Annotated in this window: 21 protein-coding genes; 20 read left to right on the top strand and 1 reads right to left on the bottom strand. The window is 50.6% G+C overall.

The annotated features are described in order from the left end of the window. Both KQI64_RS04130 and KQI64_RS04135 read left to right on the top strand, forming a co-directional pair. Positions 1 to 934 (top strand): S1 RNA-binding domain-containing protein (locus KQI64_RS04130; protein WP_216523469.1); only part of this gene is annotated, 934 nt, incomplete at its 5' end. 239 nt (positions 935 to 1,173) lie between these two features. Continuing rightward, complete coding sequence (locus KQI64_RS04135; RefSeq protein WP_216523470.1) at positions 1,174 to 1,641, top strand: hypothetical protein; 468 nt, start codon at positions 1,174 to 1,176, stop codon at positions 1,639 to 1,641. Positions 1,642 to 1,757: 116 nt separating this feature from the next. Here the strand turns inward: KQI64_RS04135 and KQI64_RS04140 are convergent, their stop codons facing one another. Continuing rightward, entirely contained in the window at positions 1,758 to 2,783 is a 1,026-nt protein-coding gene (locus KQI64_RS04140; RefSeq protein ID WP_216523471.1) for a branched-chain amino acid aminotransferase, read from the bottom strand. Between the two features lie 139 nt (positions 2,784 to 2,922). Here KQI64_RS04140 and KQI64_RS04145 point away from each other — a divergent pair, with 139 nt between their 5' ends. The 18 genes from KQI64_RS04145 to leuS all read left to right on the top strand — a co-directional run bounded on the left by KQI64_RS04145 (position 2,923) and on the right by leuS (position 22,401). After that, on the top strand, positions 2,923 to 4,023 hold the full coding sequence (locus tag KQI64_RS04145; protein ID WP_216523472.1) for an AAA family ATPase: 1,101 nt from the start codon (positions 2,923 to 2,925) through the stop codon (positions 4,021 to 4,023). Between the two features lie 250 nt (positions 4,024 to 4,273). Further along, positions 4,274 to 4,819 carry a translation initiation factor IF-3 gene (infC, locus tag KQI64_RS04150; RefSeq protein ID WP_216523473.1) on the top strand — a complete coding sequence of 182 codons (546 nt, stop codon included), beginning with the start codon at positions 4,274 to 4,276 and terminating at the stop codon, positions 4,817 to 4,819. A 23-nt stretch (positions 4,820 to 4,842) separates the two neighbouring features. Further along, positions 4,843 to 5,040 carry a 50S ribosomal protein L35 gene (gene rpmI, locus KQI64_RS04155; protein ID WP_092967365.1) on the top strand — a complete coding sequence of 66 codons (198 nt, stop codon included), beginning with the start codon at positions 4,843 to 4,845 and terminating at the stop codon, positions 5,038 to 5,040. A gap of 54 nt (positions 5,041 to 5,094) precedes the next feature. After that, the gene (rplT, locus tag KQI64_RS04160) at positions 5,095 to 5,439 is read left to right on the top strand and encodes a 50S ribosomal protein L20 (protein WP_216523474.1); all 345 of its coding nucleotides are present in this window, start codon (positions 5,095 to 5,097) and stop codon (positions 5,437 to 5,439) included. Positions 5,440 to 5,495: 56 nt separating this feature from the next. Then, entirely contained in the window at positions 5,496 to 6,278 is a 783-nt protein-coding gene (locus KQI64_RS04165) for a TrmH family RNA methyltransferase (RefSeq protein ID WP_216523475.1), read from the top strand. Next, positions 6,275 to 7,504, top strand: a complete 1,230-nt coding sequence (gene dprA / locus KQI64_RS04170; RefSeq protein WP_216523476.1) for a DNA-processing protein DprA — start codon at positions 6,275 to 6,277, stop codon at positions 7,502 to 7,504. The genes KQI64_RS04165 and dprA overlap by 4 nt, the downstream gene beginning before the upstream one ends. A 25-nt stretch (positions 7,505 to 7,529) precedes the next feature. Further along, a complete protein-coding gene (gene topA / locus KQI64_RS04175) occupies positions 7,530 to 9,620 on the top strand; it encodes a type I DNA topoisomerase (protein WP_216523477.1) in 2,091 nt (696 codons plus the stop codon). Next, positions 9,620 to 10,936: a methylenetetrahydrofolate--tRNA-(uracil(54)-C(5))-methyltransferase (FADH(2)-oxidizing) TrmFO gene (trmFO, locus tag KQI64_RS04180; RefSeq protein WP_216523478.1), complete on the top strand. Its 1,317-nt coding sequence runs from the start codon at positions 9,620 to 9,622 to the stop codon at positions 10,934 to 10,936. Before topA ends, trmFO begins: the two co-directional genes overlap by 1 nt. 2 nt (positions 10,937 to 10,938) lie before the next feature. Then, positions 10,939 to 11,934 carry a phosphate acyltransferase PlsX gene (gene plsX, locus KQI64_RS04185; protein ID WP_216523479.1) on the top strand — a complete coding sequence of 332 codons (996 nt, stop codon included), beginning with the start codon at positions 10,939 to 10,941 and terminating at the stop codon, positions 11,932 to 11,934. Beyond that, the gene (gene rnc / locus KQI64_RS04190) at positions 11,931 to 12,608 is read left to right on the top strand and encodes a ribonuclease III (RefSeq protein WP_216523480.1); all 678 of its coding nucleotides are present in this window, start codon (positions 11,931 to 11,933) and stop codon (positions 12,606 to 12,608) included. Before plsX ends, rnc begins: the two co-directional genes overlap by 4 nt. A 22-nt stretch (positions 12,609 to 12,630) precedes the next feature. Further along, positions 12,631 to 13,599: an elongator complex protein 3 gene (locus KQI64_RS10595; RefSeq protein WP_330622983.1), complete on the top strand. Its 969-nt coding sequence runs from the start codon at positions 12,631 to 12,633 to the stop codon at positions 13,597 to 13,599. Further along, positions 13,596 to 17,171 (top strand): chromosome segregation protein SMC, encoded by a 3,576-nt coding sequence (gene smc, locus KQI64_RS04200; protein ID WP_216523482.1) that lies wholly within the window; start codon positions 13,596 to 13,598, stop codon positions 17,169 to 17,171. The genes KQI64_RS10595 and smc overlap by 4 nt, the downstream gene beginning before the upstream one ends. Before the next feature lie 12 nt (positions 17,172 to 17,183). After that, positions 17,184 to 18,107: a signal recognition particle-docking protein FtsY gene (gene ftsY, locus KQI64_RS04205; protein ID WP_216523483.1), complete on the top strand. Its 924-nt coding sequence runs from the start codon at positions 17,184 to 17,186 to the stop codon at positions 18,105 to 18,107. Then, positions 18,107 to 18,700 (top strand): RdgB/HAM1 family non-canonical purine NTP pyrophosphatase, encoded by a 594-nt coding sequence (rdgB, locus tag KQI64_RS04210; protein ID WP_216523484.1) that lies wholly within the window; start codon positions 18,107 to 18,109, stop codon positions 18,698 to 18,700. Before ftsY ends, rdgB begins: the two co-directional genes overlap by 1 nt. A 15-nt stretch (positions 18,701 to 18,715) precedes the next feature. Continuing rightward, positions 18,716 to 19,024 (top strand): YhbY family RNA-binding protein, encoded by a 309-nt coding sequence (locus KQI64_RS04215; protein WP_216523485.1) that lies wholly within the window; start codon positions 18,716 to 18,718, stop codon positions 19,022 to 19,024. A 14-nt stretch (positions 19,025 to 19,038) separates the two neighbouring features. After that, complete coding sequence (yqeK, locus tag KQI64_RS04220; RefSeq protein WP_253289183.1) at positions 19,039 to 19,611, top strand: bis(5'-nucleosyl)-tetraphosphatase (symmetrical) YqeK; 573 nt, start codon at positions 19,039 to 19,041, stop codon at positions 19,609 to 19,611. 3 nt (positions 19,612 to 19,614) lie between these two features. Next, complete coding sequence (gene rsfS, locus KQI64_RS04225) at positions 19,615 to 19,971, top strand: ribosome silencing factor (protein WP_216523486.1); 357 nt, start codon at positions 19,615 to 19,617, stop codon at positions 19,969 to 19,971. An 18-nt stretch (positions 19,972 to 19,989) separates the two neighbouring features. Further along, positions 19,990 to 22,401, top strand: a complete 2,412-nt coding sequence (gene leuS, locus KQI64_RS04230; protein WP_216523487.1) for a leucine--tRNA ligase — start codon at positions 19,990 to 19,992, stop codon at positions 22,399 to 22,401. Positions 22,402 to 22,512: the final 111 nt, after the last annotated feature.

The following is a 22,512-nucleotide window of genomic DNA, read 5'->3' on the forward strand; positions in this document are numbered from 1 at the left end:
TTTCCCGTATTCGCTCAGACTCGTTTCCGAGGTTCTTTCCTCGAACGGCTCAACCTCTCAGGGCTCTGTCTGCGGCTCGACCCTCGCTCTCATGGACGCGGGCGTTCCGATCAAGGCTCCCGTAGCGGGTATTTCCTGCGGTCTTATCACCGAGGGTGAGCGCTGGATGACTATGGTCGATATCCAGGGTCTTGAGGACTTCTTCGGCGACATGGACTTCAAGGTTGCCGGTACTCACGAGGGTATCACAGCTATCCAGATGGACCTCAAAATCAGCGGTCTGACTCCCGAAATGGTAAAGGAAGCGCTTGAAAAGACACACAAGGCGCGTATCTTCATTCTCGACGAGGTCATGCTCAAGGCTATCGCAGAGCCCAGACCCGAGCTTTCGCCCTATGCTCCCAAGATGTTTACCACAACCATTCCCGCCGACAAGATCAGCGAGGTCATCGGTAAGAGCGGTAAGGTCATCAAGGAGATTCAGGCTGAGTGCGACGTTAAGGTCGACATCGAGGAAGAAGGCGAGATCGGACAGGTATTCGTTGCCGGTCTTGACACCGAGAAGTGCAAGCGCGCTATCGACATTATCCAGACTATCGCTTCCGATCCCGAGCCCGGCGCCATGTATCTCGGCAAGGTTACAAGAATCATGGACTTCGGCGCGTTCGTCGAAATCGCTCCCGGCAAGGAAGGTCTTGTACACGTATCACAGCTCGACGTAAAGCGTACCGAGAACGTTACCGACGTTGTTAACGTAGGCGATATTATCCGCGTTATGGTTACCGAGATCGACGACAAAGGCAGACTGAATCTCAGCCGCCGTCAGGTGCTCATCGACGTTGACGGTCTCACCCCCGAGGACAATGGCGACAGCGATCGTCCCGCGCGTCCCCGCAGACCAAGAAACAACGACAGAAGAAACCGCAGAGGTTAATATTTAATATAGCAAAGGAGTCGTTTTGTGACGGCTCCTTTTTTCATATATAAGTTAAGCGCTTCGTTAAACTGATGAAAACCAAACCTCATTTTTGAATAATATGCATAAAAACATAGAACTTTTGAATATCTATTAAATGTTACGGAATTGTAATGTTTTGCGTTGGTTCTTTGTGATATAATAGCCTCGGTCAAAAGACCGCAACAATTTTTTATTTTCAAGAGGAGGATTTTATTATGGAACAAAAGGGTTCAAAGCTTCTTAAAATTGTCAGCATCATCATGATGATCGGCGGTATCGCCAGCGCAGTATTCAGCGTTATCGCTGCTGCTTTAGCAGGTGTCGGCACCGCTGTTATGTCACAGCCTGAGGTTTCCAGCGCAGTTGACAGCGCGCTTGCCGCTAACGGTTACAGCGGAAGCACCGGTCCTATCATGGCTGTTATCTGGATCGCTGTTGTTATCTCCGTTCTCGGCGCAGTTGTTGAGATCATCGCAGGCGTCAAGGGCAAGAAGAACTGGAACAATCCCGCTGCTGCCAAGACCTTGATGATCTTCGGTATCGTATGTGCTGTTCTCAGCCTTGTTGCTAACATCTTGTTTGCTACAGGCGGTCTCGGAGTTCAGATCGTAAGCATTCTCGCAGGTCTTGTTCTTCCCGTACTGTACATCGTTGGTACTGTTCAGCTTAAGAATCAGGCGTAATCATCTGACTATATTTATTGAAAAGGGCTGCCCGACCGGGCAGCCTTTTTGATTTTGGTATTTAATTCAGAATAAAAAAGACCGCTCGGACTGAGCGGTCTTTTGATATCTCTGAATTACTTGATTTCAACGATCCAGCCTTCGGGAGCTTCGATCTGTCCCATCTGGATGCCCGTGAGGGTCTCGTAGAGCTTCTTTGTAACAGGACCCATTTCCTCCATGCCGCTCGGGAAGCAGATTTCCTTGCCGTGGTCATAGATTTTGCCAACGGGAGAAATTACCGCCGCGGTGCCGCAGAGACCGCACTCCGCGAAGTCCTTGACCTCGTCGAAGTAAACCTCTCTCTGTTCAACCTCAAGACCGAGGTAATGCTCGGCAACGTACATGAGGGAGCGTCTGGTGATAGAGGGGAGAATACTGTTTGATTTCGGGGTGACGATTTTGCCGTCTTTCGTTACAAACAGGAAGTTAGCGCCGCCTGTTTCCTCAACCTTTGTGCGTGTAGCAGCGTCGAGGTACATGTTCTCGTCAAAGCCCTCCTCGTGAGCTGTAACAATAGCATGCAGGCTCATGGCGTAGTTAAGACCCGCCTTGATGTGACCGGTGCCGTGAGGTGCGGCTCTGTCAAAATCGGAAACTTTGATTGTGATAGGCTTAGCGCCGCCTTTGAAGTAGGGGCCTACGGGTGTGGTGAAAATGCGGAACTGATAGTCGTTCGCGGGCTTTACGCCGATAACGGGGTTTGTGCCGAACATGTAGGGTCTGATGTAGAGGGTAGCTCCTGTTCCGTAGGGAGGTACGTAGTCGATGTTAGCCTTTACGACCTTCTTTACAGCCTCGATGAACTTTTCTTCGGGATAAACGGGCATTTCAAGGCGCTCGCAGCTGTCCTTGAGTCTGGACGCGTTGAGGTCGGGACGGAATACGACAACTCTGCCGTCGCAGGTGGTGTACGCCTTCAAGCCCTCAAATACGGTCTGAGCGTACTGGAGAACGCCCGCGCACTCGCTGATAGTTACCATGTCGTCGGTAGTGAGAACGCCGTCGTCCCATTTGCCGTCAGTGTAGTTGGATACAAAACGCTCGTCGGTCTTGATGTAACCGAAGCCGATGTTTGACCAATCGATATTCTGCTTTGCCATTTATATAACTTCCTTTCAAAAGTGAAATTTTCTTTTTAGTATTTTAGCACTTTAAAACTACGTTAATATTCCGTATTAGAAATATAATGATAATATTGCAGATTATAATAGTATTATCTGTTAATTTCGGGTGATATTTATGTCTCAAATCATTAAAATCGCGCTTACAGGCGGTCCCTGCGCGGGCAAATCCACCGCTGTTTCATTTTTAAAAGCCGAGCTTGAACATCTCGGCGCTGAGGTTTTCTGTCTTGACGAGACAGCCACCTCTCTGATGAAATCGGGAAAAACTCCCGAGAACATGGGCAGCTATGAATTCCACAGCCTGCTTTTCAAGACCCAGCTCGAAGGCGAGAGAAGGCTGCAAGCGCTTGCAGAAAAGTCGACGGCTGAGAAATGCGTTATCATTTGCGACAGAGGACTTATGGACAGCCGTGCCTATGTGAGCGACGCAGAGTTTTTTGATTATGCAAAGAAAAACGGCTTTACTGAAAATCAAATCCTGTGTGAGTACGACGCGGTGTTCCATCTCGTAACCGCGGCAAACGGAGCTGAGGAACATTACCAGACAAAAAACAACGAGATCAGAAGCGAGGATATCGAAAAGGCTCGCGAACTTGACCAAAGACTGCTCTCTGTCTGGACAGGCACGCCGCACCTTCGCGTTATCGACAACAGCACTGACTTTGACGGCAAGCTGAGTAGATTATTAAAGGAAACGCTCGCCGTTGCCGGAATTCCCGAACCGCTTGAGATAGAGCGGAAGTTTTTGATCGCATATCCCGACATTAACATTTTGAACAGTCTGCCCGCGTGCAAGAGGGTGCCGCTTTCGCAGACATACCTCACAACGCCTGATGAGGGCAGGTTCAGGGTGAGAAAACGCGGCGAGGGAGAAGGTGCGGTTTTCATAAAAACCGTGAAGAAAAAGATAAGCGAGATACGCCGCATCGAAACAGAGGAGAGGATAAGCGAGAAGGAGTATGAGAGCTATATTTCTGTAAAGGAATATTGTCAGGGTACTATCGCGAAGGACAGATATTGTATTGTATGGAACAATTCGTATTTTGAACTTGACGTGTTTCCTTTCTGGGATAAGCTTGCGCTGCTTGAAATTGAACTATTGAATGAAAACCAAGATTTCGTCCTGCCGGACTTCGTAACGGTCATTAAAGAGGTAACATACGACAAAAGATTCAGAAACAAAACTCTCGCGGTAACGTATTGTAAGAGTTGGTAGTTGGGTAGCAGGTAGTTTTAATATAAATCGTGTGCGGGTATCCCGCCATATACTACCTACTGCAAAACTCCCCCAAAAAAACTCTTGACAAACGGAAAGATATGTAATATAATATTTCAGTAAAATAAAGCAAAGCAGAAATGCTTTCACCTGTGGGGTGCCGTCTGCACGGGTCAATATCTGACTAAACTATAGTTGTGTATTGCTGCGGACGGAAGTATTTCTGTCCGCATTCTTTATTTCGCTAAATGTGCTTTGGAGGTGCTCAACCATCGGCAGGAAAGATAACAACATTCAGATCAATGAAGAAATCCGTGACAAGGAGCTGAGAGTCATCAGCTCAGACGGTCAGCAGCTCGGTATTATGTCCGCAAGGGACGCTCTCAACATTGCGGAGCAGAAGAATCTTGACCTCGTTAAGATCGCTCCCCAGAGCAACCCGCCCGTATGCAAGATTATGGACTACGGCAAGTACCGCTTCGAGCAGGCTAAAAGAGAGAAGGAAGCAAGAAAGAATCAGCATACCGTTGATATCAAGGAAGTCAGACTTTCGCTCAATATCGACACGCATGATTTTAACACCAAGCTCAACAACGCTCTCAAATTCATCAGACACGGCGACAAGGTCAAGGTATCCATACGCTTCAGAGGACGCGAGATGGGTCATCCCGAAATCGGCCTTGATACAATGAAGCGTTTTGCTGAGGCGTGCGCTGAGGAAGCCGTTATCGAAAAGCCCGCCAAGCTCGAGGGCCGCAATATGCTTATGTTTCTTGCGCCAAAGTCAAACAAGTAATTTCATCAAGGGAGGATATTAAAATGCCTAAAATTAAAACTCATAGCGGTGCCAAAAAGCGCTTCAAGCTTTCCAAGAACGGAAAGGTTATTCGTGCTCACGCAAACAAAAGCCACATTCTGAACAAAAAGACCAGAAAGCGTAAGAGAGGTCTCCGTCAGACAGTTGTTGCCGACAGAACCAACACACCGCAGATGAAGCGCCTTATCCCTTACAAGTAATCGGGATAAATCTCAGCTTCACACTTTAATTCAAAATATCGGAGGTAATATAGAATGGCACGAGTAAAAGGTGCGATGATGACTCGCAAAAGAAGGAAAAAGACATTAAAGCTCGCCAAGGGTTACTGGGGTTCCAAATCCAAGCATTTCAAAATGGCGAAGCAGGCGGTAATGAAGTCCGGCAACTACGCGTATATCGGCCGTAAGCAGAGAAAGAGAGATTTCCGCCGTCTTTGGATCACAAGAATTTCCGCAGCCTGCAAGGCTAACGGCACCAACTATTCAACCTTTATGAACGGACTCAAGAAGGCGGGCATTATCCTCAACCGCAAGATGCTCTCCGAGATCGCTATTTCCGATCCCGCAGCTTTCACCGCTCTTGTTGAGAAGGTAAAATAATTAATGTAACAGCGTTTGGATAACTCCAAACGCTTTTGCTGTATCAGGAGTAAACTATGCAGACAATCACAAGCAGGGATAATCCGAGGGTCAAAAGGCTCGTTAAGCTTCGATCAAGCGCGCGTTTCCGCAGACAGAACGGCGTATTTACAGCCGAAGGTCTGAGGGTCTGCCGCGACGCCATGCTCAGCCGAGCCGTGATAGAAACACTGTACGTTACTCAGACGGCTCTTAAAAAATACGCGGATAAGCTCAGTGCTCTCATGGAGTATTCGTGTGAAACGCTTGTTCTCTCCGACGCGGTTTTCTCCCATGTGTGCGACACAAAGAACCCGCAGGGAGTCCTGTGCGAAATAAAAACACTTGACAAAACCCTACAGTCTGTTAAAATTAAGAATGGCGGAAAATTCCTTGCGCTTGATAATGTGCAGGATCCGAACAATCTCGGCACCATATTGAGGTCAGCCGAGGCGTTCGGCGTTTCCGGCGTTATTCTCTCGGAGGACTGCTGCGATATCTATAACCCGAAGGTAGTCCGCGGCTCAATGGGAGCGGTGTTCAGAGTGCCGTTTATAGTTTGTACGAGTATCGCGGATTTCCTCGGTGAGTACAGTAACCTCAGCTCTTATGCCGCAGTTGTTGACAAAGACGCCGAAAAAATCACCGATATTTCCTTTGGAGATTCCTGCGTGGTCGTCATCGGCAACGAGGGCAACGGTCTGAAAGAGGAAACAGTTTCCGCCTGTCAGAAGAAGATCACGATTCCGATGAACGGCAACGCCGAGTCACTAAACGCCTCAGCTGCCGCCACGGTAATTATCTGGGAAATGCTGCGATGATAAGCGAAAACGCGAAATACTGGCTCCGTCTGAGCAAGGCTCTCGGATTCTGCAACAAAAAAATAAAGGCGCTTTATGAGATGTACAGCGACATTTCCGTCTTTTTCGAGGGCGGCGAGAATGAATGGCGCTTCTGCGGAATTTTTTCCGACAGGGATCTGGATCACCTTAAAAACATAGGACGCGAGACTTCGGACAGCATCATAAGCCGCTGCGAGGAGCTCGGCTACAGCATTATTTCTATCGACGACAGCTTATACCCTCAGTGTCTGAGAGAAATTTCCGATCCGCCGGCTGTTATTTACGTTTGGGGCAATCTGCCCGACGTTGATAATCTCGACTCCGTCGGTATCGTCGGCACGAGAACCGCGTCGAATTACGGACTTAAAAACTCCTACAGCTTCGGCTACGCCCTTTCGCGGTACGGCATTGTTGTCATCAGCGGCGGCGCTCTCGGAGTTGACTGCGCGTCGCACAGGGGAGCTTTGGCGGCGAACGGAGTGACCATCTGTGTTCGCGGCTGCGGAATAAATTATCCGTACCTTATGGACAACGCCGCCATGCGCGAGGCGATTACAAACAAAGGCGCTGTAATTTCGGAATACCCGCCCGACACTCCGCCGATGCCTTATCAGTTCCCCGAGAGGAACCGCATTATTGCCGCACTCTCGGACGGTTTGCTGATAATCGAATCAGGGAAGAAAAGCGGCTCGCTCATCACCGCGGGATATGCGCTGCAAATGGGCAGACAGCTGTTTGCCCTGCTCGGCAACAACAGCCCCGAGAATGAGGGCTCAAACGGAATGATTAAAAACGGAAGCGCAAAGCCTATCACCGATATAATGGACATCGTCGTCGCTTTGCGCAACAGCGAAGTTGAATTCGATCCCGAGGAGGATATCCCGCTCGACGAGCTGGAAAAGATACCTGTAAAGCATCACAGGAAAAAGGCTCACAAAGCAAAGCCCTCAAAACAAAAAGAAAAAAAGCAACCCGAACATACCGAACAGGAAATGCTCGCAAAAAAGCCTGTTCACAGAGAGGTTTCGGGATTATCACAGGACGCGGAAAAAGTATACAGATACCTAAGCGCGGATCCTGTTAACACCGACAAAATATCGCAGGACACTTGTCTGCCGATCAGCCGGGTGCTTACAGCCCTGACACAGCTCGAGATCTACGATTTAGTAGTTTCAAAGGGCGGCAGACGGTTCTCGTTGAAATAGAAGGTATATTTATAGGAGGAAATTAATGTCAAATCTGGTCATTGTGGAGTCTCCCGCCAAGGCAAAGACAATCAAGAAGTATCTCGGTTCGGGCTACGAGGTTGTCGCCTCAATGGGTCATGTGCGCGATTTGCCCAAGGCAAGACTGAGCGTCGACATCAAAAACGGCTTCGCACCGAAATACGATATAATAAAAGGCAAGGAAAAGCTTGTCAAGGAGCTCAAAAGTCTTGCCGAACAGAGCGACGAAATATATCTCGCAACCGACCCCGATCGTGAGGGCGAGGCGATTTCATGGCACCTTGCGTACATTCTCGGTCTGCCCGGTGATTATTGCAACCGAGTGGAATTCAACGAGATCACAAAGGCGGGCGTGCAGAACGGCATGAGCAACCCGAGGGAGATCAATATCGACCTCGTAAACGCGCAGCAGGCGAGAAGGATTCTAGATCGTCTTGTCGGTTACAAGCTCAGCCCGTTTATCTCACAGAAGATCCGCAGAGGTCTTTCGGCGGGAAGGGTGCAGTCCGTTGCACTCAGAATCATTGTCGACAGAGAGAACGAGATCCGCAAGTTCAAGCCTGAGGAGTACTGGTCGATCGACGCGAAGTTCATTCCCAAGGGCAGCAGAAAATCTTTCGCCGCCTCTCTGTATTCCGACCAAAATGGAAAGATTAAAATCACGAATCAGGAACAGGCTGACAAAATCGAAGCCGACCTCAAGGACGCTGAGTACACCGTTACAAAGGTTAGACACGGCACAAGAAAGAAAAGTCCGGCGCCGCCTTTCATCACCTCAACATTGCAGCAGGAGGCGTCAAGAAAATTGGGCTTCCAGTCGCGCAGAACGATGAAGGTTGCTCAGGAGCTTTACGAGGGCGTAGATATTCAGGGTATGGGCGCTACGGGTCTTATCACCTACATGAGAACCGACTCTCTGAGAGTTTCGAACGTCGCAGTCAACGAGGTGACCGAGTACATCGGCAAGACCTTCGGAAGTGAGTATCTGCCCGAAAAGCCGCGCTTCTACAAGTCGAGAAAGAACGCTCAGGACGGTCACGAGGCTATCAGACCGTCAATGCCGAGCCTTGAGCCCGACAAAATCAAGAGCAGCCTTACCTCAGACCAGTACAAGCTCTACAAGCTCATCTGGAGCCGCTTTACCGCTTCTCAGATGGCTGACTGCATTCAGAAAACCACTCAGGCAGACATCGAGGCGAACGGCTACACCTTCAAGGCTTCCGGCTACTACGTCGATTTCGCCGGATTTACCGCTCTGTATGTAGAGAGCAGGGATGAGGCAGAGGAGAAGTCGACACAGCTTCCCGAGCTTGAGAAGAATATGCCCGTAAGGTGCAAGGAGCTCAAGAAAAACCAGCACTTCACACAGCCGCCCGCAAGATACACCGAGGCGTCGTTGATAAAAACCCTCGAGGAGTACGGCATCGGCAGACCTTCGACATACGCCGCGACCATAACAACGCTCACCGGCAGGGAGTACGTCAAACGCGAGGCGAAAACCCTCGTTCCCACAGAGCTCGGTGAAGCGATAACCACTCTGATGAAGGAGCGCTTCCCGGACATCGTGAACGTCAAGTTCACCGCTGAAATGGAGGAGGAGCTCGACAGCGTAGAAAGCGGCGACGTGCAGTGGGTTGAGCTGCTCGACGGCTTCTACGGCGGATTTGAGAACACACTCAAGGAAGCCAAGAAGGAAATGGACGGCGTCAAGATAAAGCTCAAGGAGGACGAGACCGACCTTATCTGCGACAAGTGCGGCAGACAGATGGTCGTCAAGGTGGGCAGATACGGAAAGTTCATCGCCTGTCCCGGTTATCCCGAGTGCAAGAATATCGTCAAGTACGTCGAAAAGACAGGCGTTCCCTGCCCGAAGTGCGGCGGCGATATTATCGTCAAGCACACCAAGTCAAAGCGCGTGTTCTACGGCTGCTCAAACTACCCGAACTGCGACTTTGTCAGCTGGAACGAGCCTGTAAATGAGAAGTGCCCGAACTGCGGAGAAATTCTTTTTAAGAAAAAAGGTAAAAAGCCCGCCGTATTCTGCGCTAAAGAGGGCTGCGGCTTCACTAAGACATTAAAGACGGAAGAAAAGTAATGTATATAAATGTAATAGGCGCTGGTCTCGCGGGGTGCGAGGCGGCGATGCAGATAGCGTCGCGCGGCATAAAGGTCAGGCTCTTTGAGATGAAGCCTAAAAAGAAATCGCCCGCGCATAAATCGGATTTATTTTCAGAGCTCGTATGCTCAAACTCCTTAAAGGCAATGCGCGTCGAAAGCGCGGCAGGATTGCTGAAGGAGGAAATGCGCAGACTAGGCTCGTTTCTGATGACCTGCGCGGACAAGTGCAGGGTTCCCGCAGGCGGCGCGCTAGCGGTCGACAGAGAGCAGTTCGCGCGTCTTGTGACCGAGGGAATTAAAAGCAACCCAAATATCGAGGTTATCAGCGAGGAAATAAAGAGGCTGCCCGACGACGGGATTACAATTGTCGCGACGGGACCTCTGACCTCAGACGCGCTTGCGTCCGACATAGAAAAACGCTTCGGCGGCTCGCTTTCGTTCTTTGACGCTGCGGCGCCGATCGTCACGGCAGAGAGTGTGGACATGGATTACGCCTTCACTGCTTCACGCTATGACCGCGGCGGTGAGGATGATTATATCAACTGTCCGATGAACAAGGAGGAGTACGAGCGTTTTTACAATGAGCTCGTAAATGCCGAGAGAGCACCGCTGCACGATTTCGACGTAAGCAACCCCAAGGTGTACGAAGGCTGTATGCCGGTCGAGGTCATGGCTCAGAGAGGCGAAGGAACCCTGCGCTTTGGTCCCATGAAGCCAGTAGGACTTGTCAATCCGAAAACGGGACACAGACCGTGGGCTGTTCTCCAGCTTCGCAAGGAGAACTCCGGCGGCACGATGTACAATCTCGTCGGCTTCCAGACCAACCTGAAATTCCCCGAGCAGAAGCGCGTGTTCTCGCTAATACCAGCTCTGCACAGGGCTGAATTCGTCCGTTATGGCGTGATGCACCGCAACACATTTATTAACTCTCCAGCAGTGCTTAATGCTGATTATTCTGTAAAAGAAAATAAGAACCTGTTCTTTGCAGGTCAGCTTATGGGCGTTGAGGGCTATATGGAGAGTGCTGACGCGGGAATAGTCGCGGGAATAAACGCCGCAAGAAGGCTCAAGGGTCTTGAAACGGTTGTCTTCCCGAAAGACACAATGACAGGCGCGCTTGAGGGATATGTAACAGACCCGAGCGTGAAGAAATTCCAGCCAATGGGCGCGAATCTCGGAATTCTGCCCGAGCTTGAACACAGACCGAGAGATAAGCGTGAACGTGCCGCCGCATATGCAGAGCGCGCGCTCGCTTCACTTGATAGCTTTATTGTTGAAAATTTAGGTGATTGATTATGAAAATTATTGTAGACGCTTTCGGCGGCGACAACTGTCCGCACGAGGTTGTAAAGGGCTGCGCTCTTGCGGTCGAAAAGCTAGACATCGACATAGTTCTGACCGGTATTGAGAGCGAGATCCGCAAGTGCGCCGAGGAGAACAACATCTCTCTGAACCGCATGGAAATCGTTCACTGCGATGAGGTCATTACAATGGAGGACGAGCCTAACTCCGTCCTCAAGACAAAGAAAAACAGCTCAATGGCTGTTGGTATCCGCCTGCTCAACGAGGGCAAAGGCGACGCGTTCATCAGCGCGGGCAACAGCGGTGCTCTCTGCGTAGGAGCAACTCTCGGAATCAAGCGAATCAAGGGCATCAAGCGTCCGGCGTTCGCGCCCGTTATTCCCACCGAAACAGGCTCCGCCATGCTGCTCGACGGCGGCGCGAATGTCGACTGCCGTCCCGAAATGCTCTATCAGTTCGCTCTCATGGGCTCTGTCTACATGGAGAGAGTAATGAAGGTCAACAATCCAAGAGTCGGACTCGGCAACGTAGGCACCGAGGATCACAAGGGCACAGAGCTTTATCGCGAGACATATAAGATGCTCAAGAACAGCAGCCTTAATTTCATCGGCAACGTCGAGGGCAGAGATATCTCAAAGGGCGTGTGCGACGTAGTAGTCTGCGACGGCTTTACAGGCAACATGGTTCTCAAGACATACGAGGGCGTCGCGATAACCATGATGAAGATCATGAAGCACATGTTTACCGACAGCGCCAAGGGTAAAATCGCTGCTGCGTTCCTGATGAAGGATCTAAAGGGTATCAAGGAAAAATTCGACTACAACAAGTACGGCGGTGCGCCTATTCTCGGTGCGTCAAAGCCTGTATTCAAGGCTCACGGCGACTCAAAGGCGACTACTATGTTCAACGCTATCAAGCTGTCGACAAACTATGTTTCGGCGAATGCCATTGCCGAAATCACCACCGCATTATCGGGTGATAAAAGATGACGGAATTAGAAAAAAAAATCGGTTATCATTTTAAAAACAAGGATTTGCTCAGCGAAGCGCTTACCCACTCGTCGTATGCGAACGAGCGAAAGGCTCAGCACATCAAATACAACGAGCGTCTGGAATTTTTAGGCGACGCAGTGCTCTCAATCGTCGTGTCGGACTATATTTTCAGTCACTGTCCCGAGCTTCCCGAGGGCGAGCTGACTAAGCTCAGAGCGTCTCTCGTATGCGAAAAATCGCTTTTTGAGTTCGCGAAAAAAATCGATCTCGGCAGCTGTCTTGTCCTGAGCAAGGGTGAGAGAAACAACGGCGGCGCTGAAAGACCGTCGATTCTCTCCGACGCGTTCGAAGCTCTCATCGCGGCAATCTACATCGACGGAGGCATGGAGCCCGCAAAAAAGCATATATTGAACTTCATTATTCCGTCGATAAAAAATTCTCGCAGAAAAAAGGTCAAGGACTACAAGACCACCTTGCAGGAAATCGTCCAGAAAAACCCGGGCGAAAAGCTCGAATACGTGCTGACGGGCGAGAGCGGACCCGACCACAACAAGCACTTCACGGTCGAGGTTCATCTCAACAGCAACGTCATCGGCAAGGGCGGCGGCAGAAGCAAGAAGGAAGCCGAGCAGCAGGCGGCAAGAGAAGCATTGGAGCTGATGGGATATTAAACACAGCAATATTTCGATTTTCATTCCGCACAACGGCTGTCCTCATCAGTGCAGCTTCTGCAATCAGAAAAGCATCACGGGTCAGCAGTACCAGCCGACCGCGGACGACGTGAAAAAAACTCTCGTCAAGGCTCAGTCCGACTTGGGTGAACGGTCGAAAAATGCCGAGATAGCCTTCTTCGGCGGCAGCTTCACCGCGATTGACAGGGAGTATATGATAACGCTCCTCACCGCGGCAAAGGAATTCGGCAGCGTGTTTTCGGGCATACGTATTTCAACAAGACCCGACGCCATTGACCGCGATATCCTCGTTCTGCTCAAAAAATACGGCGTTACTGCGATCGAACTGGGCGCCCAGTCAATGAATGACGGCGTGCTTTTGCTCAACGAGCGCGGACACAACTCAGAGGACGTAAGGCGGGCGTCAAGGCTGATAAAGGAATACGGTTTTTCACTCGGGCTGCAGATGATGACCGGACTCTACGGCTCAGATTTTGAGAAGGACAAATATACTGCCAAGGAGTTCATAGCCTTAAAACCCGACACCGTCAGAATTTATCCTACGGTAGTTATGAAAGGCACTGCCCTTGAAAAATATTACCTTGAAAAAAGCTATAAGCCGTACACGCTTGAGGAAAACGTCGACTTGTGCTCACAGCTTATAAAATTATTCGAGGACGAGAATATTAAAATTATCCGCGTCGGGCTTCATTACTCCGACAGCCTGATTCAGAACGGCTACTGCCATAATTACCATCCTGCCTTCAAGGAGCTTTGCGAAAGCAGACTGTTTTATAATTCCTTTTTAGAAAAAGCAAAGCTGCTTGAAAGCAAGAATATCGATATAACCATACACAAAAAATCTCTGTCCAAGCTGTACGGACAGAAAAAACAGAACCTTCACTCCTTTGAGGATATGGGGTACAGGCTGAACATTATTTTTGACGATTCATTGGATAAATACGAAATGCGCATAGGGGTGAGCGTTTGAGATTAAAATCATTGCAGATACAGGGCTTCAAGACCTTTCCCGACAAAACAAAATTATCGTTTGAGCAGGGAATCACCTCGGTCGTGGGTCCGAACGGCTCAGGCAAGAGCAACATCAGCGACGCTATCCGCTGGGTTCTCGGCGAGCAGTCTCCAAAAAGCCTGCGCTGTTCAAAAATGGAGGACGTTGTCTTTAACGGAACGGACAAGCGCAAGCGTCAGGGTTATGCCGAGGTCACGCTGAATATCGACAACTCCGACCGCTTTCTGCCGTTTGACGGAGACGAGATCGCCGTTACAAGGCGTTATTACCGAAGCGGCGAGAGCGAATATATGATAAACAAGGCAGCCGTCAGACTCAGGGACATCAACGAGCTTTTTATGGACACGGGCTTGGGTCGCGACGGCTACTCAATGATAGGACAAGGCAAAATCGACAGCATAGTCTCCTCAAAAAGCGAGGACAGACGAGAGATTTTTGAGGAAGCCGCGGGTATTTCCCGTTACCGCTACCGCAAAACCGACGCCGAGCGGAAGCTCAAAAACACAGAGGAAAACCTCCTGCGTCTGCGCGATATCGTCACCGAGCTTGAGGAACGTGTAGGGCCTCTGAAAAAGCAGTCTGAGAAGGCTCAGAAATTTCTGGAGCTCTCGCAGGAAAAGCGCGGGCTGGAAATCGCTCTGTGGCTGCTTACCTTGGACAAGTCGCAGGACAGCCTCAAGCAGCAGGAGGAAAAAATCGCGATTGCGAAAAACCAGTACGATTCGGCGGAGCAGGCGCTTGCTGAAATCGAGGAGGAAAACGATAAAATCTACGAAAAAACAGGCGTCCTTTCCTCAAAATCCGAGGAACTGCGAAACAGGATATCCTCGCTTGACTCCGAAATCGCCGTAAAGCGCGCCGAAATCTCCGTGGCCGAAAATGACATTCTGCACAACAGCGAAAATATACAGAGACTGCGCGGTGAAATCGAGCAGGCGGACAAAAACGCCGGAGAGCTTATAAAAACAATAGCCGAAAAGCAGGAAAAAATCACCGCGCTCGACTTTGAAATAACCTCAAAGCAGCGCGAATATGCAAAAATTTCAGAGCAGCTGAACAGCATTAATCTCGACTCCAGCCGCAGCGGAGATAAATTACAGGAGCTTACATCAGAGCTTTCCGCGCTGACAACTCAGTCTGCTGACGTGAGAGTCATTGACATGACCGCGGACAGCAGCATCAACGAGCTGACCGCTCGAATCGAGAGCTTAAAAGAAACAAACGAGGAAAAAAACGTTCAGCTCAAAGAGCTCGGCGAAATGAGAGAGAGCTACGCCGTTCAGATAAAGACGGTGCAGGATGAAATATCTTCGGCTCAGAACGCCATTTCCGGTCTGGAAATGAAGCTCGCTTCCAAAAACAAAAGGAGAGATGAGCTTAAAGCCGAGAGTGACAGGCTGACTCTCGACCTCAACGAGCACAGAAGGAAAATATCCTTTCTCGAAAACCTCGAGCGCAATCTCGAGGGCTTCTCAAAGAGCGTAAAGGTTGTTGTAAACGCCTCGCGTCAGGGCAGACTTAAAGGCATCTGCGGCCCCGTTTCGAGGGTCATTTCGGTGCCCGGGGAGTACGCCGTCGCAATTGAAACAGCACTCGGCTCGGCAATGCAGAATATCGTTGTCGAGAGCGACGAGGACGCAAAGCAGGCTATACGTTACCTGAAATCCTCCGACGGCGGACGTGCAACCTTCCTGCCGCTGAACACAATAAAATCTAGAGAGCTGCGTGAAAACGGTCTAGACGACTGCTACGGCTATGTCGGAGTCGCCGCAGATTTATGCTCTTGCGAGGACAGATATAATAATATTCTCGGCTCGCTGCTTGGAAAAATCGTAATTGCCGAGGATCTTAACAGCGCCGCTTCAATCGCAAAGCGCTATTCCTACCGCTTCAAGGTAGTGACCCTCGACGGTCAGGTCGTCAACGCGGGCGGCTCACTGACCGGCGGCTCACAGCTGAGGAACACCGGTGTACTAAGCCGCGCCTCGGAGATCACAAGACTCAAGGCTCAGACCGAGAGCCTTATCGAAAAGGCGAAGAATGCCGAAAGCATCACAGAACAGCTCAACCGAGAATGCGCCTCGATCGACGCCGAGCTTTTGGGAACTCGCGCGGACTTGTCGAACAGACAGCAGGATCTTGCGCGTATGCAGGCTGAGAGCAGGGCTTGCGACACTGAATTTGACAACACAAAGGAATATATTGATAATTCCGAAAAAGAAATAAACGACTGTCTTGACCGCATTGATACTCTTAAAAAGGACAGGGCAGAGGCTAGAGAAAAGCTCACTGACCTGAATCTCAGGATCGCCGCGGCAGAAGAAAAAGTTAATTCCGTCACGGGCAGCCGCGCACAGCTAACTCAGAAGCGCGAGCAGCTTTCGGATACGCTTCAGAATATCCGCCTTGAAATCGTAAGGTCGCAGAAGGATATCGACGCGCTGAACTCCGAGATAGTTTTCGCAAAGAACTCAGGCTCCGACAACGAGGAAAAGATGGCGCAGCTGAAATCACAGATCGACGGTTTTAACGCCGCAATTGAGCAGTCGCGCGAGAGAATCGATGAAATCAACAAAGCGATAAAGTCCATCGAGGAGACAAAGACCTCCGTAAACGGACAGATCTCTGCAATAAGTACACAGCGCGAGGAGCTTGAAAAACGAAGTGCGCAGATACGCATCCTTGAGCGCGACAAGACATCTGAGCGCGAGCTTTCCGGCAGAGAGCTTGCCCGTCTTGAGGAGCGCAAGATAAACATCGAAAAAGAGTATAATAATATTATTTCAAAGCTCTGGGAGGAGTACGAGCTTACCCGCCGCGAAGCTGAAAAGACAGCGATAAAAATTGAGGAACCGAATAAGGCTCAGAAGCGCCTGACCGAGCTCAAGCAGGGCATAAAGAGCCTCGGCAATGTAAATGTCAGCGCAATCGAGGAATACAAAGAGGTTTCCGAGAGATATGAATTCATGAGCGCGCAGGTCGCGGACGTTGAGAAATCAAAGGCTGAGATAGAAAAGCTCATCGTCACCCTCACAAAGCAGATGAAGGAGATTTTCGTCGAGAGCTTCGGCGCAATAAACCGCAACTTCACTGAAACCTTCAAGGAGCTTTTCGGAGGCGGCACGGCGTCGTTGTCGCTGTCTGACCCCGAGAATATCCTCACGAGCGGCATCGATATCCTTGTTCACCCGCCTGGAAAAATAGTGGTTCATCTCGACGCTCTCTCGGGCGGAGAAAAGGCGCTTGTCGCGGTCGCTCTGTACTTCGCGATAATGAAGGTGCGGCCGGCTCCGTTTTGTGTAATGGACGAGATAGAAGCGGCGCTTGATGACGTAAACGTTTTCCGTTTCGCAAGCTACCTGCGCAGGTTAACCGCAAAGACCCAGTTCATTTTGATTACTCACCGCCGCGGCACCATGGAGGAAGCGGACGTTCTGTACGGCGTCACCATGCAGGACGAGGGCATTTCTAAGCTCTTGGAGCTGCGTTCCACAGAGGTCGCCGAAAAGCTGGGAATAGATTCGAAATAAAGGAGTATTCTTATGGGATTATTCAGTAAAATCAAGGAAGGCTTAAAAAAGACAAGAAAGGCTGTCATGGGTCAGATCGAGTCCATGCTCAGGTCTTTTACCAAGATAGACGAGGAGCTGTTCGAGGAGCTTGAGGAGCTGCTCGTTATGGGCGATGTTGGCGTTCCCACAGCTCAAAAAATCTGCGAGGAGCTTAGAGTCCGCGTCAAAAAAGAGGGTATCACCGACCCTAAAGAGATCAACAGACTTCTCGAGGAAGTCATTACAGAAATGCTCTCGGGCGGCGAGGAGCTTGACATTTCCACAAGTCCGTCGATTATCCTTGTAATAGGTGTAAACGGCGTGGGCAAAACCACGACAATCGGCAAGCTCGCTAATAACCTTCGTTTGCAGGGCAAGCGTGTGCTGCTCGCTGCCGCGGATACCTTCCGTGCCGCCGCGATCGACCAGCTCGACATCTGGGCTCAGAGAAGCGGCTGCGAGATAATCAAGCAAAAGGAAGGCAGCGACCCCGCCGCCGTTATCTTCGACGCTATTGCCGCCGCAAAGGCGAGAGGCTGCGACGTTATCATCTGCGACACCGCCGGCAGACTTCACAACAAAAAGCACCTTATGGACGAGCTTGCAAAAATCAACCGCGTTATTGACAGAGAGCTGCCCGACGCGGCAAAGGAAAAGCTCCTTGTCCTTGACGCTACAACAGGTCAGAACGCCGTCAACCAGGCAGAGCAGTTCCGTCAGGCGACGGGCATTACCGGTATCGTACTCACAAAGCTCGACGGCACCGCAAAGGGCGGTGTAGTCCTCGCAATAAAGGAAGGCTTGGGAATTCCCGTCAAGTACATCGGTGTAGGCGAACAGATCGACGACTTGCAGCCGTTCAGCGCGTCTGACTTTGCGAGAGCTCTGTTTACAAAAACGGAGGGCGCTGAATAATGAAGTTTATTATCGCTACGAATAACAAGAAGAAGCTCGTCGAAATGGAGCGTATCTTAAAGCCGCTCGGCATTGAGGCCGTAAGCGCAAAGGACGCGGGAGTCGTGCTCGACGAGGTTGACGAGACCGGCACGACCTTCTTGGAAAACGCTTTTCTCAAGGCAAATGCCGCCTATGTCAAGACCGGAATGCCGGCGGTCGCCGACGATTCGGGCATCTGCGTGGACGCTCTCGGCGGCAGACCGGGTATCTTCTCGGCGCGCTACAGCCCCGAGGACTGCGTTACAGACGAGGACAGAACCGCGAAGATCCTCGAGGAGCTGAAAGGAGTGCCTGACGAAAATCGCGGCGCTCATTACACCTGCGCTATCTGCTGCATTCTTCCCGACGGCAGCAAAATCGAGATTGAAGAAACCTGCGAGGGAAAGATCGGCTACGAGTTTATAGGAGACGGCGGCTTCGGCTACGACCCGATTTTCTATTTCGGAGACAAGACCTTCGCCCAGATAAGCGGAGAGGAAAAGGACAAGGTCAGCCACAGAGGAAAGGCGCTGAGAAAATTACAGGCGGCTCTCAAGGAACACTTCGGCTGATCGGAAGGGAAAAATATGTTAACAAGCAAACAAAGAGCGTATCTCAGAGGACTTGCCAACAGCTATGAGACAATACTTATTGTCGGCAAGGGCGAGATCACAGACAATATTATTATGCAGGCGGACACGGCTCTCACTGCGCGTGAGCTTATCAAGGGCAAGGTGCTCGAGACGAGCGCATATTCCTCGCGCGAGGCGGCTGATCTTATCGCGGAAAAATGCGCAGCCGACGTAGTTCAGGTCATCGGCTCAAAATTCGTGCTTTACCGCGCAAATCCCAAGGAGCCGAAGATAGTTCTGCCCAAGGCTAAGAAAAAAATCTGAACGGGGTGAAGAACTTGAAAACGTCAGAGTATAAGGATTTCATCCGTTCAAAAATGGGCGACTACCGCTTTACACACAGCGTAAACGTTGCAGATGAGGCTGTAGCTCTCGCGAAGATTTACGGCTGTGACGAGGAGCTCGCCTATACCGCGGGCATTTTGCACGACGTAACTAAGGAATTTCCGAAGCCCGAACAGTTGCAAATTATCACGGACGGTGGTATAATCTTAGACAGCGTGCAGAAAAACGCCCCGAAGCTGTGGCACAGCATTAGCGGCAGCGTATATGTGCGCGATTATCTGGGAATAAAAAATAACGACATTATCAACGCGATCCGTTACCACACCACGGGCAGAGCGGGTATGAGCCTGCTGGAAAAAATCATCTATATCGCGGATTTCACGTCGGCTGAGAGAAGCTACAAGGACGTTGATATCATGCGTGAGCTTTCGCGGAAAAAACTAGAGGACGCGATGCTTTTTTCCTGCAAGTTCACAATTACCGATTTGTCCTCAAAGGAGCTGGCTATACACCGAGACCAGCTCGATTGTTACAACGAATTAGTTCTCAATATCGAAAGGAAGTAGTCTATGACAGCTTATGAAACCGCCGTTGCCGCCGCAAAGGCGATCGACGGCAAAAAGGGACTTAACATACAGGTTATCGAAATCGGCGACGTTTCCGTTATCGCGGACTATATGGTCATCGCCACGGGCAACAGCTCGACCCATGTAAAGGCTCTCGCCGACGAGGTTGAGTATCAGCTTGACAAGGCGGGCGTCTCCGTCAGCCATATCGAGGGCTATCGCTCAAACAGCTGGATCCTGCTCGATTACATCGACGTGCTCGTCAATGTGTTCTCCGAGGAGGCTAGGGAGTTTTATGACCTCGACCGTCTCTGGCAGGACGGCAAACCCGTTGATCTGACGGACATCATTACGGATTAAATTACGGAGGGAAGTAAATTGAAGTATAATCATAAGGCTGTAGAGCCTAAATGGCAGGAAATATGGGAAGAAAAGGGCGTGTTCCACGCTCAGGACAACAGCGATAAGGAAAAGTTTTATGCTCTTATCGAGTTCCCTTACCCCTCGGGGCAGGGTCTGCACGTAGGTCATCCGCGTCCGTACACCGCTCTCGACACCGTTGCTAGAAAGCGCCGTCTGCAGGGCTATAATGTGCTCTATCCTATCGGCTGGGACGCGTTCGGACTTCCGACCGAGAACTATGCGATAAAGAACCACATTCACCCCGAAATCGTCACAAAGAACAACATCGCGCGCTTCAAGAAGCAGATCCAGTCGCTGGGTATCTCCTTCGACTGGAGCCGTGAGATCAATACCACCGATCCTGACTACTACAAATGGACACAGTGGATTTTCATCCAGCTCTTCAAAAAGGGTCTTGCCTACAAGAAGGAAATGAACGTCAACTGGTGCACCTCATGTAAGTGCGTTCTCGCAAACGAAGAGGTCGTCAACGGCGTGTGTGAGCGCTGCGGCAGCGAGGTTGTCCACAAGGTAAAGTCACAGTGGATGCTCAAAATCACCGAGTACGCCGACAGACTCATCAATGACCTTGACCTCGTCAATTACCCCGAACGCGTGAAGGCTCAGCAGAAGAACTGGATCGGCAGAAGCACAGGCGCCGAGGTTGACTTCACCACCACAACCGGCGACATTCTCACAGTTTATACCACGAGAGCCGACACACTCTACGGCGCTACATATATGGTAATCTCACCTGAGCACCCTCTGATTGAAAAGTGGGCGGACAAGCTCGGCAATATGGACGAGATCCGCGAGTATCAGGCAGCCGCTGCCAGAAAATCCGACTTCGAGCGTACCGAGGTCGCTAAGGACAAGACCGGCGTAAAGCTTGACGGCGTCCGCGCGATCAACCCTGTCAACAACAAGGAAATCCCGATTTTCATTTCCGACTATGTTCTCGTGTCCTACGGCACCGGCGCTATCATGGCGGTACCCGCTCACGATACCCGCGACTGGGAGTTTGCAAAGAAGTTTGATCTCCCGATCATCGAGGTCGTTAAGGGCGGCAACGTTCAGGAGGAGGCTTTCACCGACTGCGCAACCGGAATTATGGTAAACTCCGGTATGCTCGATGGTCTGAGCGTTGACGACGCAAAGAAGAAAATCATCGAATGGCTGACCGCAGAGGGTAAGGGTCACGCCAAAGTTAACTATAAGCTGCGCGACTGGGTATTCTCACGTCAGCGTTACTGGGGCGAGCCTATCCCGATCGTTCACTGCGACAAGTGCGGCTTCGTACCCCTCGACGAGAGCGAGCTTCCGCTCAGACTCCCTATGGTCGAGTCATATGAGCCCACCGACAACGGCGAATCTCCGCTTGCGAATATGACTGACTGGATCTCAACGACTTGTCCGTGCTGCGGCGGCAAGGCTACACGCGAGACCGACACAATGCCCCAGTGGGCAGGTTCCTCGTGGTACTTCCTGCGCTACATGGATCCCCACAACAGCGAAGCCCTCGCTTCAAAGGAAGCGCTTGAGTACTGGTCACCCGTAGACTGGTACAACGGCGGTATGGAGCATACTACACTCCACCTCCTGTACAGCCGCTTCTGGCACAAGTTCCTCTATGACATCGGCGTTGTGCCCACTCCCGAGCCCTACGCAAAGCGCACCTCGCACGGCATGATCCTCGGCGAGAACGGCGAGAAGATGAGCAAGTCCAGAGGCAATGTAGTCAATCCCGACGACATCGTCGACGAGTACGGCGCTGATACAATGCGCCTGTACGAGATGTTCATCGGCGACTTTGAAAAGGCTGCTCCCTGGAGCCAGGCGAGCATTCGCGGCTGCCGCAGATTCATTGAGAGATACTGGAACCTCCAGAATAATCTCATCGACGGCGACTCTATACGTCCCGAGCTCGAGAGCGCGTTCCACAAGACGATCAAGAAGGTCGGCGACGACATCGAGAACATCAAATTCAACACCGCTATCGCCGCTCTTATGGCTCTTATCAACGATATTTCGAATGTCAAGACTATCAATAGGGAAGAACTGAGAATCTTCTCGATCCTGCTCAATCCCTTCGCTCCGCACATTACCGAGGAGGTTTACTCCGTCAACAAGCTCGGCGACGGAATTCTTGCCGAGGCTCAGTGGCCTGAGTACGACGAGAGCAAGTGTGTTGACGAGACGATTGAAATTGTTGTGCAGGTCAACGGCAAGATTAAAACCAAGCTCAATATTCCCGTTGACGCGGCTAAGGACGACGTTCTCTCACTCGCAAAATCCGACGCGAAGGTAGCCGCAGCGATAGAAAATATGCAGATTATCAAGGAAATCGTGGTTCCCAAAAAGCTTGTAAACCTCGTTGTTAAGCCATAAACGCTGACAAAAACAAAATTTTTTATAAAATTCTACATTTCTATTGACTTTATTAGCTGCATATTGTATAATAACAAATGCAATTTTGCATATTACCCATGCCATGTGGCA

Origin of the sequence: Lachnoclostridium sp. MSJ-17, assembly GCF_018918205.1 — a bacterium.
GTDB lineage: Bacteria > Bacillota > Clostridia > Oscillospirales > Acutalibacteraceae > Ruminococcoides.

Excerpts from the sequence above, each read along its gene's own strand:
- KQI64_RS04135 (WP_216523470.1), top strand. The coding sequence starts at position 1,174 with ATGGAACAAAAGGGTTCAAAGCTTCTTAAAATTGTCAGCATCATCATG.
- KQI64_RS04140 (WP_216523471.1), bottom strand. The coding sequence starts at position 2,783 with ATGGCAAAGCAGAATATCGATTGGTCAAACATCGGCTTCGGTTACATC.
- KQI64_RS04145 (WP_216523472.1), top strand. The coding sequence starts at position 2,923 with ATGTCTCAAATCATTAAAATCGCGCTTACAGGCGGTCCCTGCGCGGGC.
- rpmI (WP_092967365.1), top strand. The coding sequence starts at position 4,843 with ATGCCTAAAATTAAAACTCATAGCGGTGCCAAAAAGCGCTTCAAGCTT.
- rplT (WP_216523474.1), top strand. The coding sequence starts at position 5,095 with ATGGCACGAGTAAAAGGTGCGATGATGACTCGCAAAAGAAGGAAAAAG.
- KQI64_RS04165 (WP_216523475.1), top strand. The coding sequence starts at position 5,496 with ATGCAGACAATCACAAGCAGGGATAATCCGAGGGTCAAAAGGCTCGTT.
- dprA (WP_216523476.1), top strand. The coding sequence starts at position 6,275 with ATGATAAGCGAAAACGCGAAATACTGGCTCCGTCTGAGCAAGGCTCTC.
- topA (WP_216523477.1), top strand. The coding sequence starts at position 7,530 with ATGTCAAATCTGGTCATTGTGGAGTCTCCCGCCAAGGCAAAGACAATC.
- trmFO (WP_216523478.1), top strand. The coding sequence starts at position 9,620 with ATGTATATAAATGTAATAGGCGCTGGTCTCGCGGGGTGCGAGGCGGCG.
- plsX (WP_216523479.1), top strand. The coding sequence starts at position 10,939 with ATGAAAATTATTGTAGACGCTTTCGGCGGCGACAACTGTCCGCACGAG.
- rnc (WP_216523480.1), top strand. The coding sequence starts at position 11,931 with ATGACGGAATTAGAAAAAAAAATCGGTTATCATTTTAAAAACAAGGAT.
- ftsY (WP_216523483.1), top strand. The coding sequence starts at position 17,184 with ATGGGATTATTCAGTAAAATCAAGGAAGGCTTAAAAAAGACAAGAAAG.
- rdgB (WP_216523484.1), top strand. The coding sequence starts at position 18,107 with ATGAAGTTTATTATCGCTACGAATAACAAGAAGAAGCTCGTCGAAATG.
- KQI64_RS04215 (WP_216523485.1), top strand. The coding sequence starts at position 18,716 with ATGTTAACAAGCAAACAAAGAGCGTATCTCAGAGGACTTGCCAACAGC.
- rsfS (WP_216523486.1), top strand. The coding sequence starts at position 19,615 with ATGACAGCTTATGAAACCGCCGTTGCCGCCGCAAAGGCGATCGACGGC.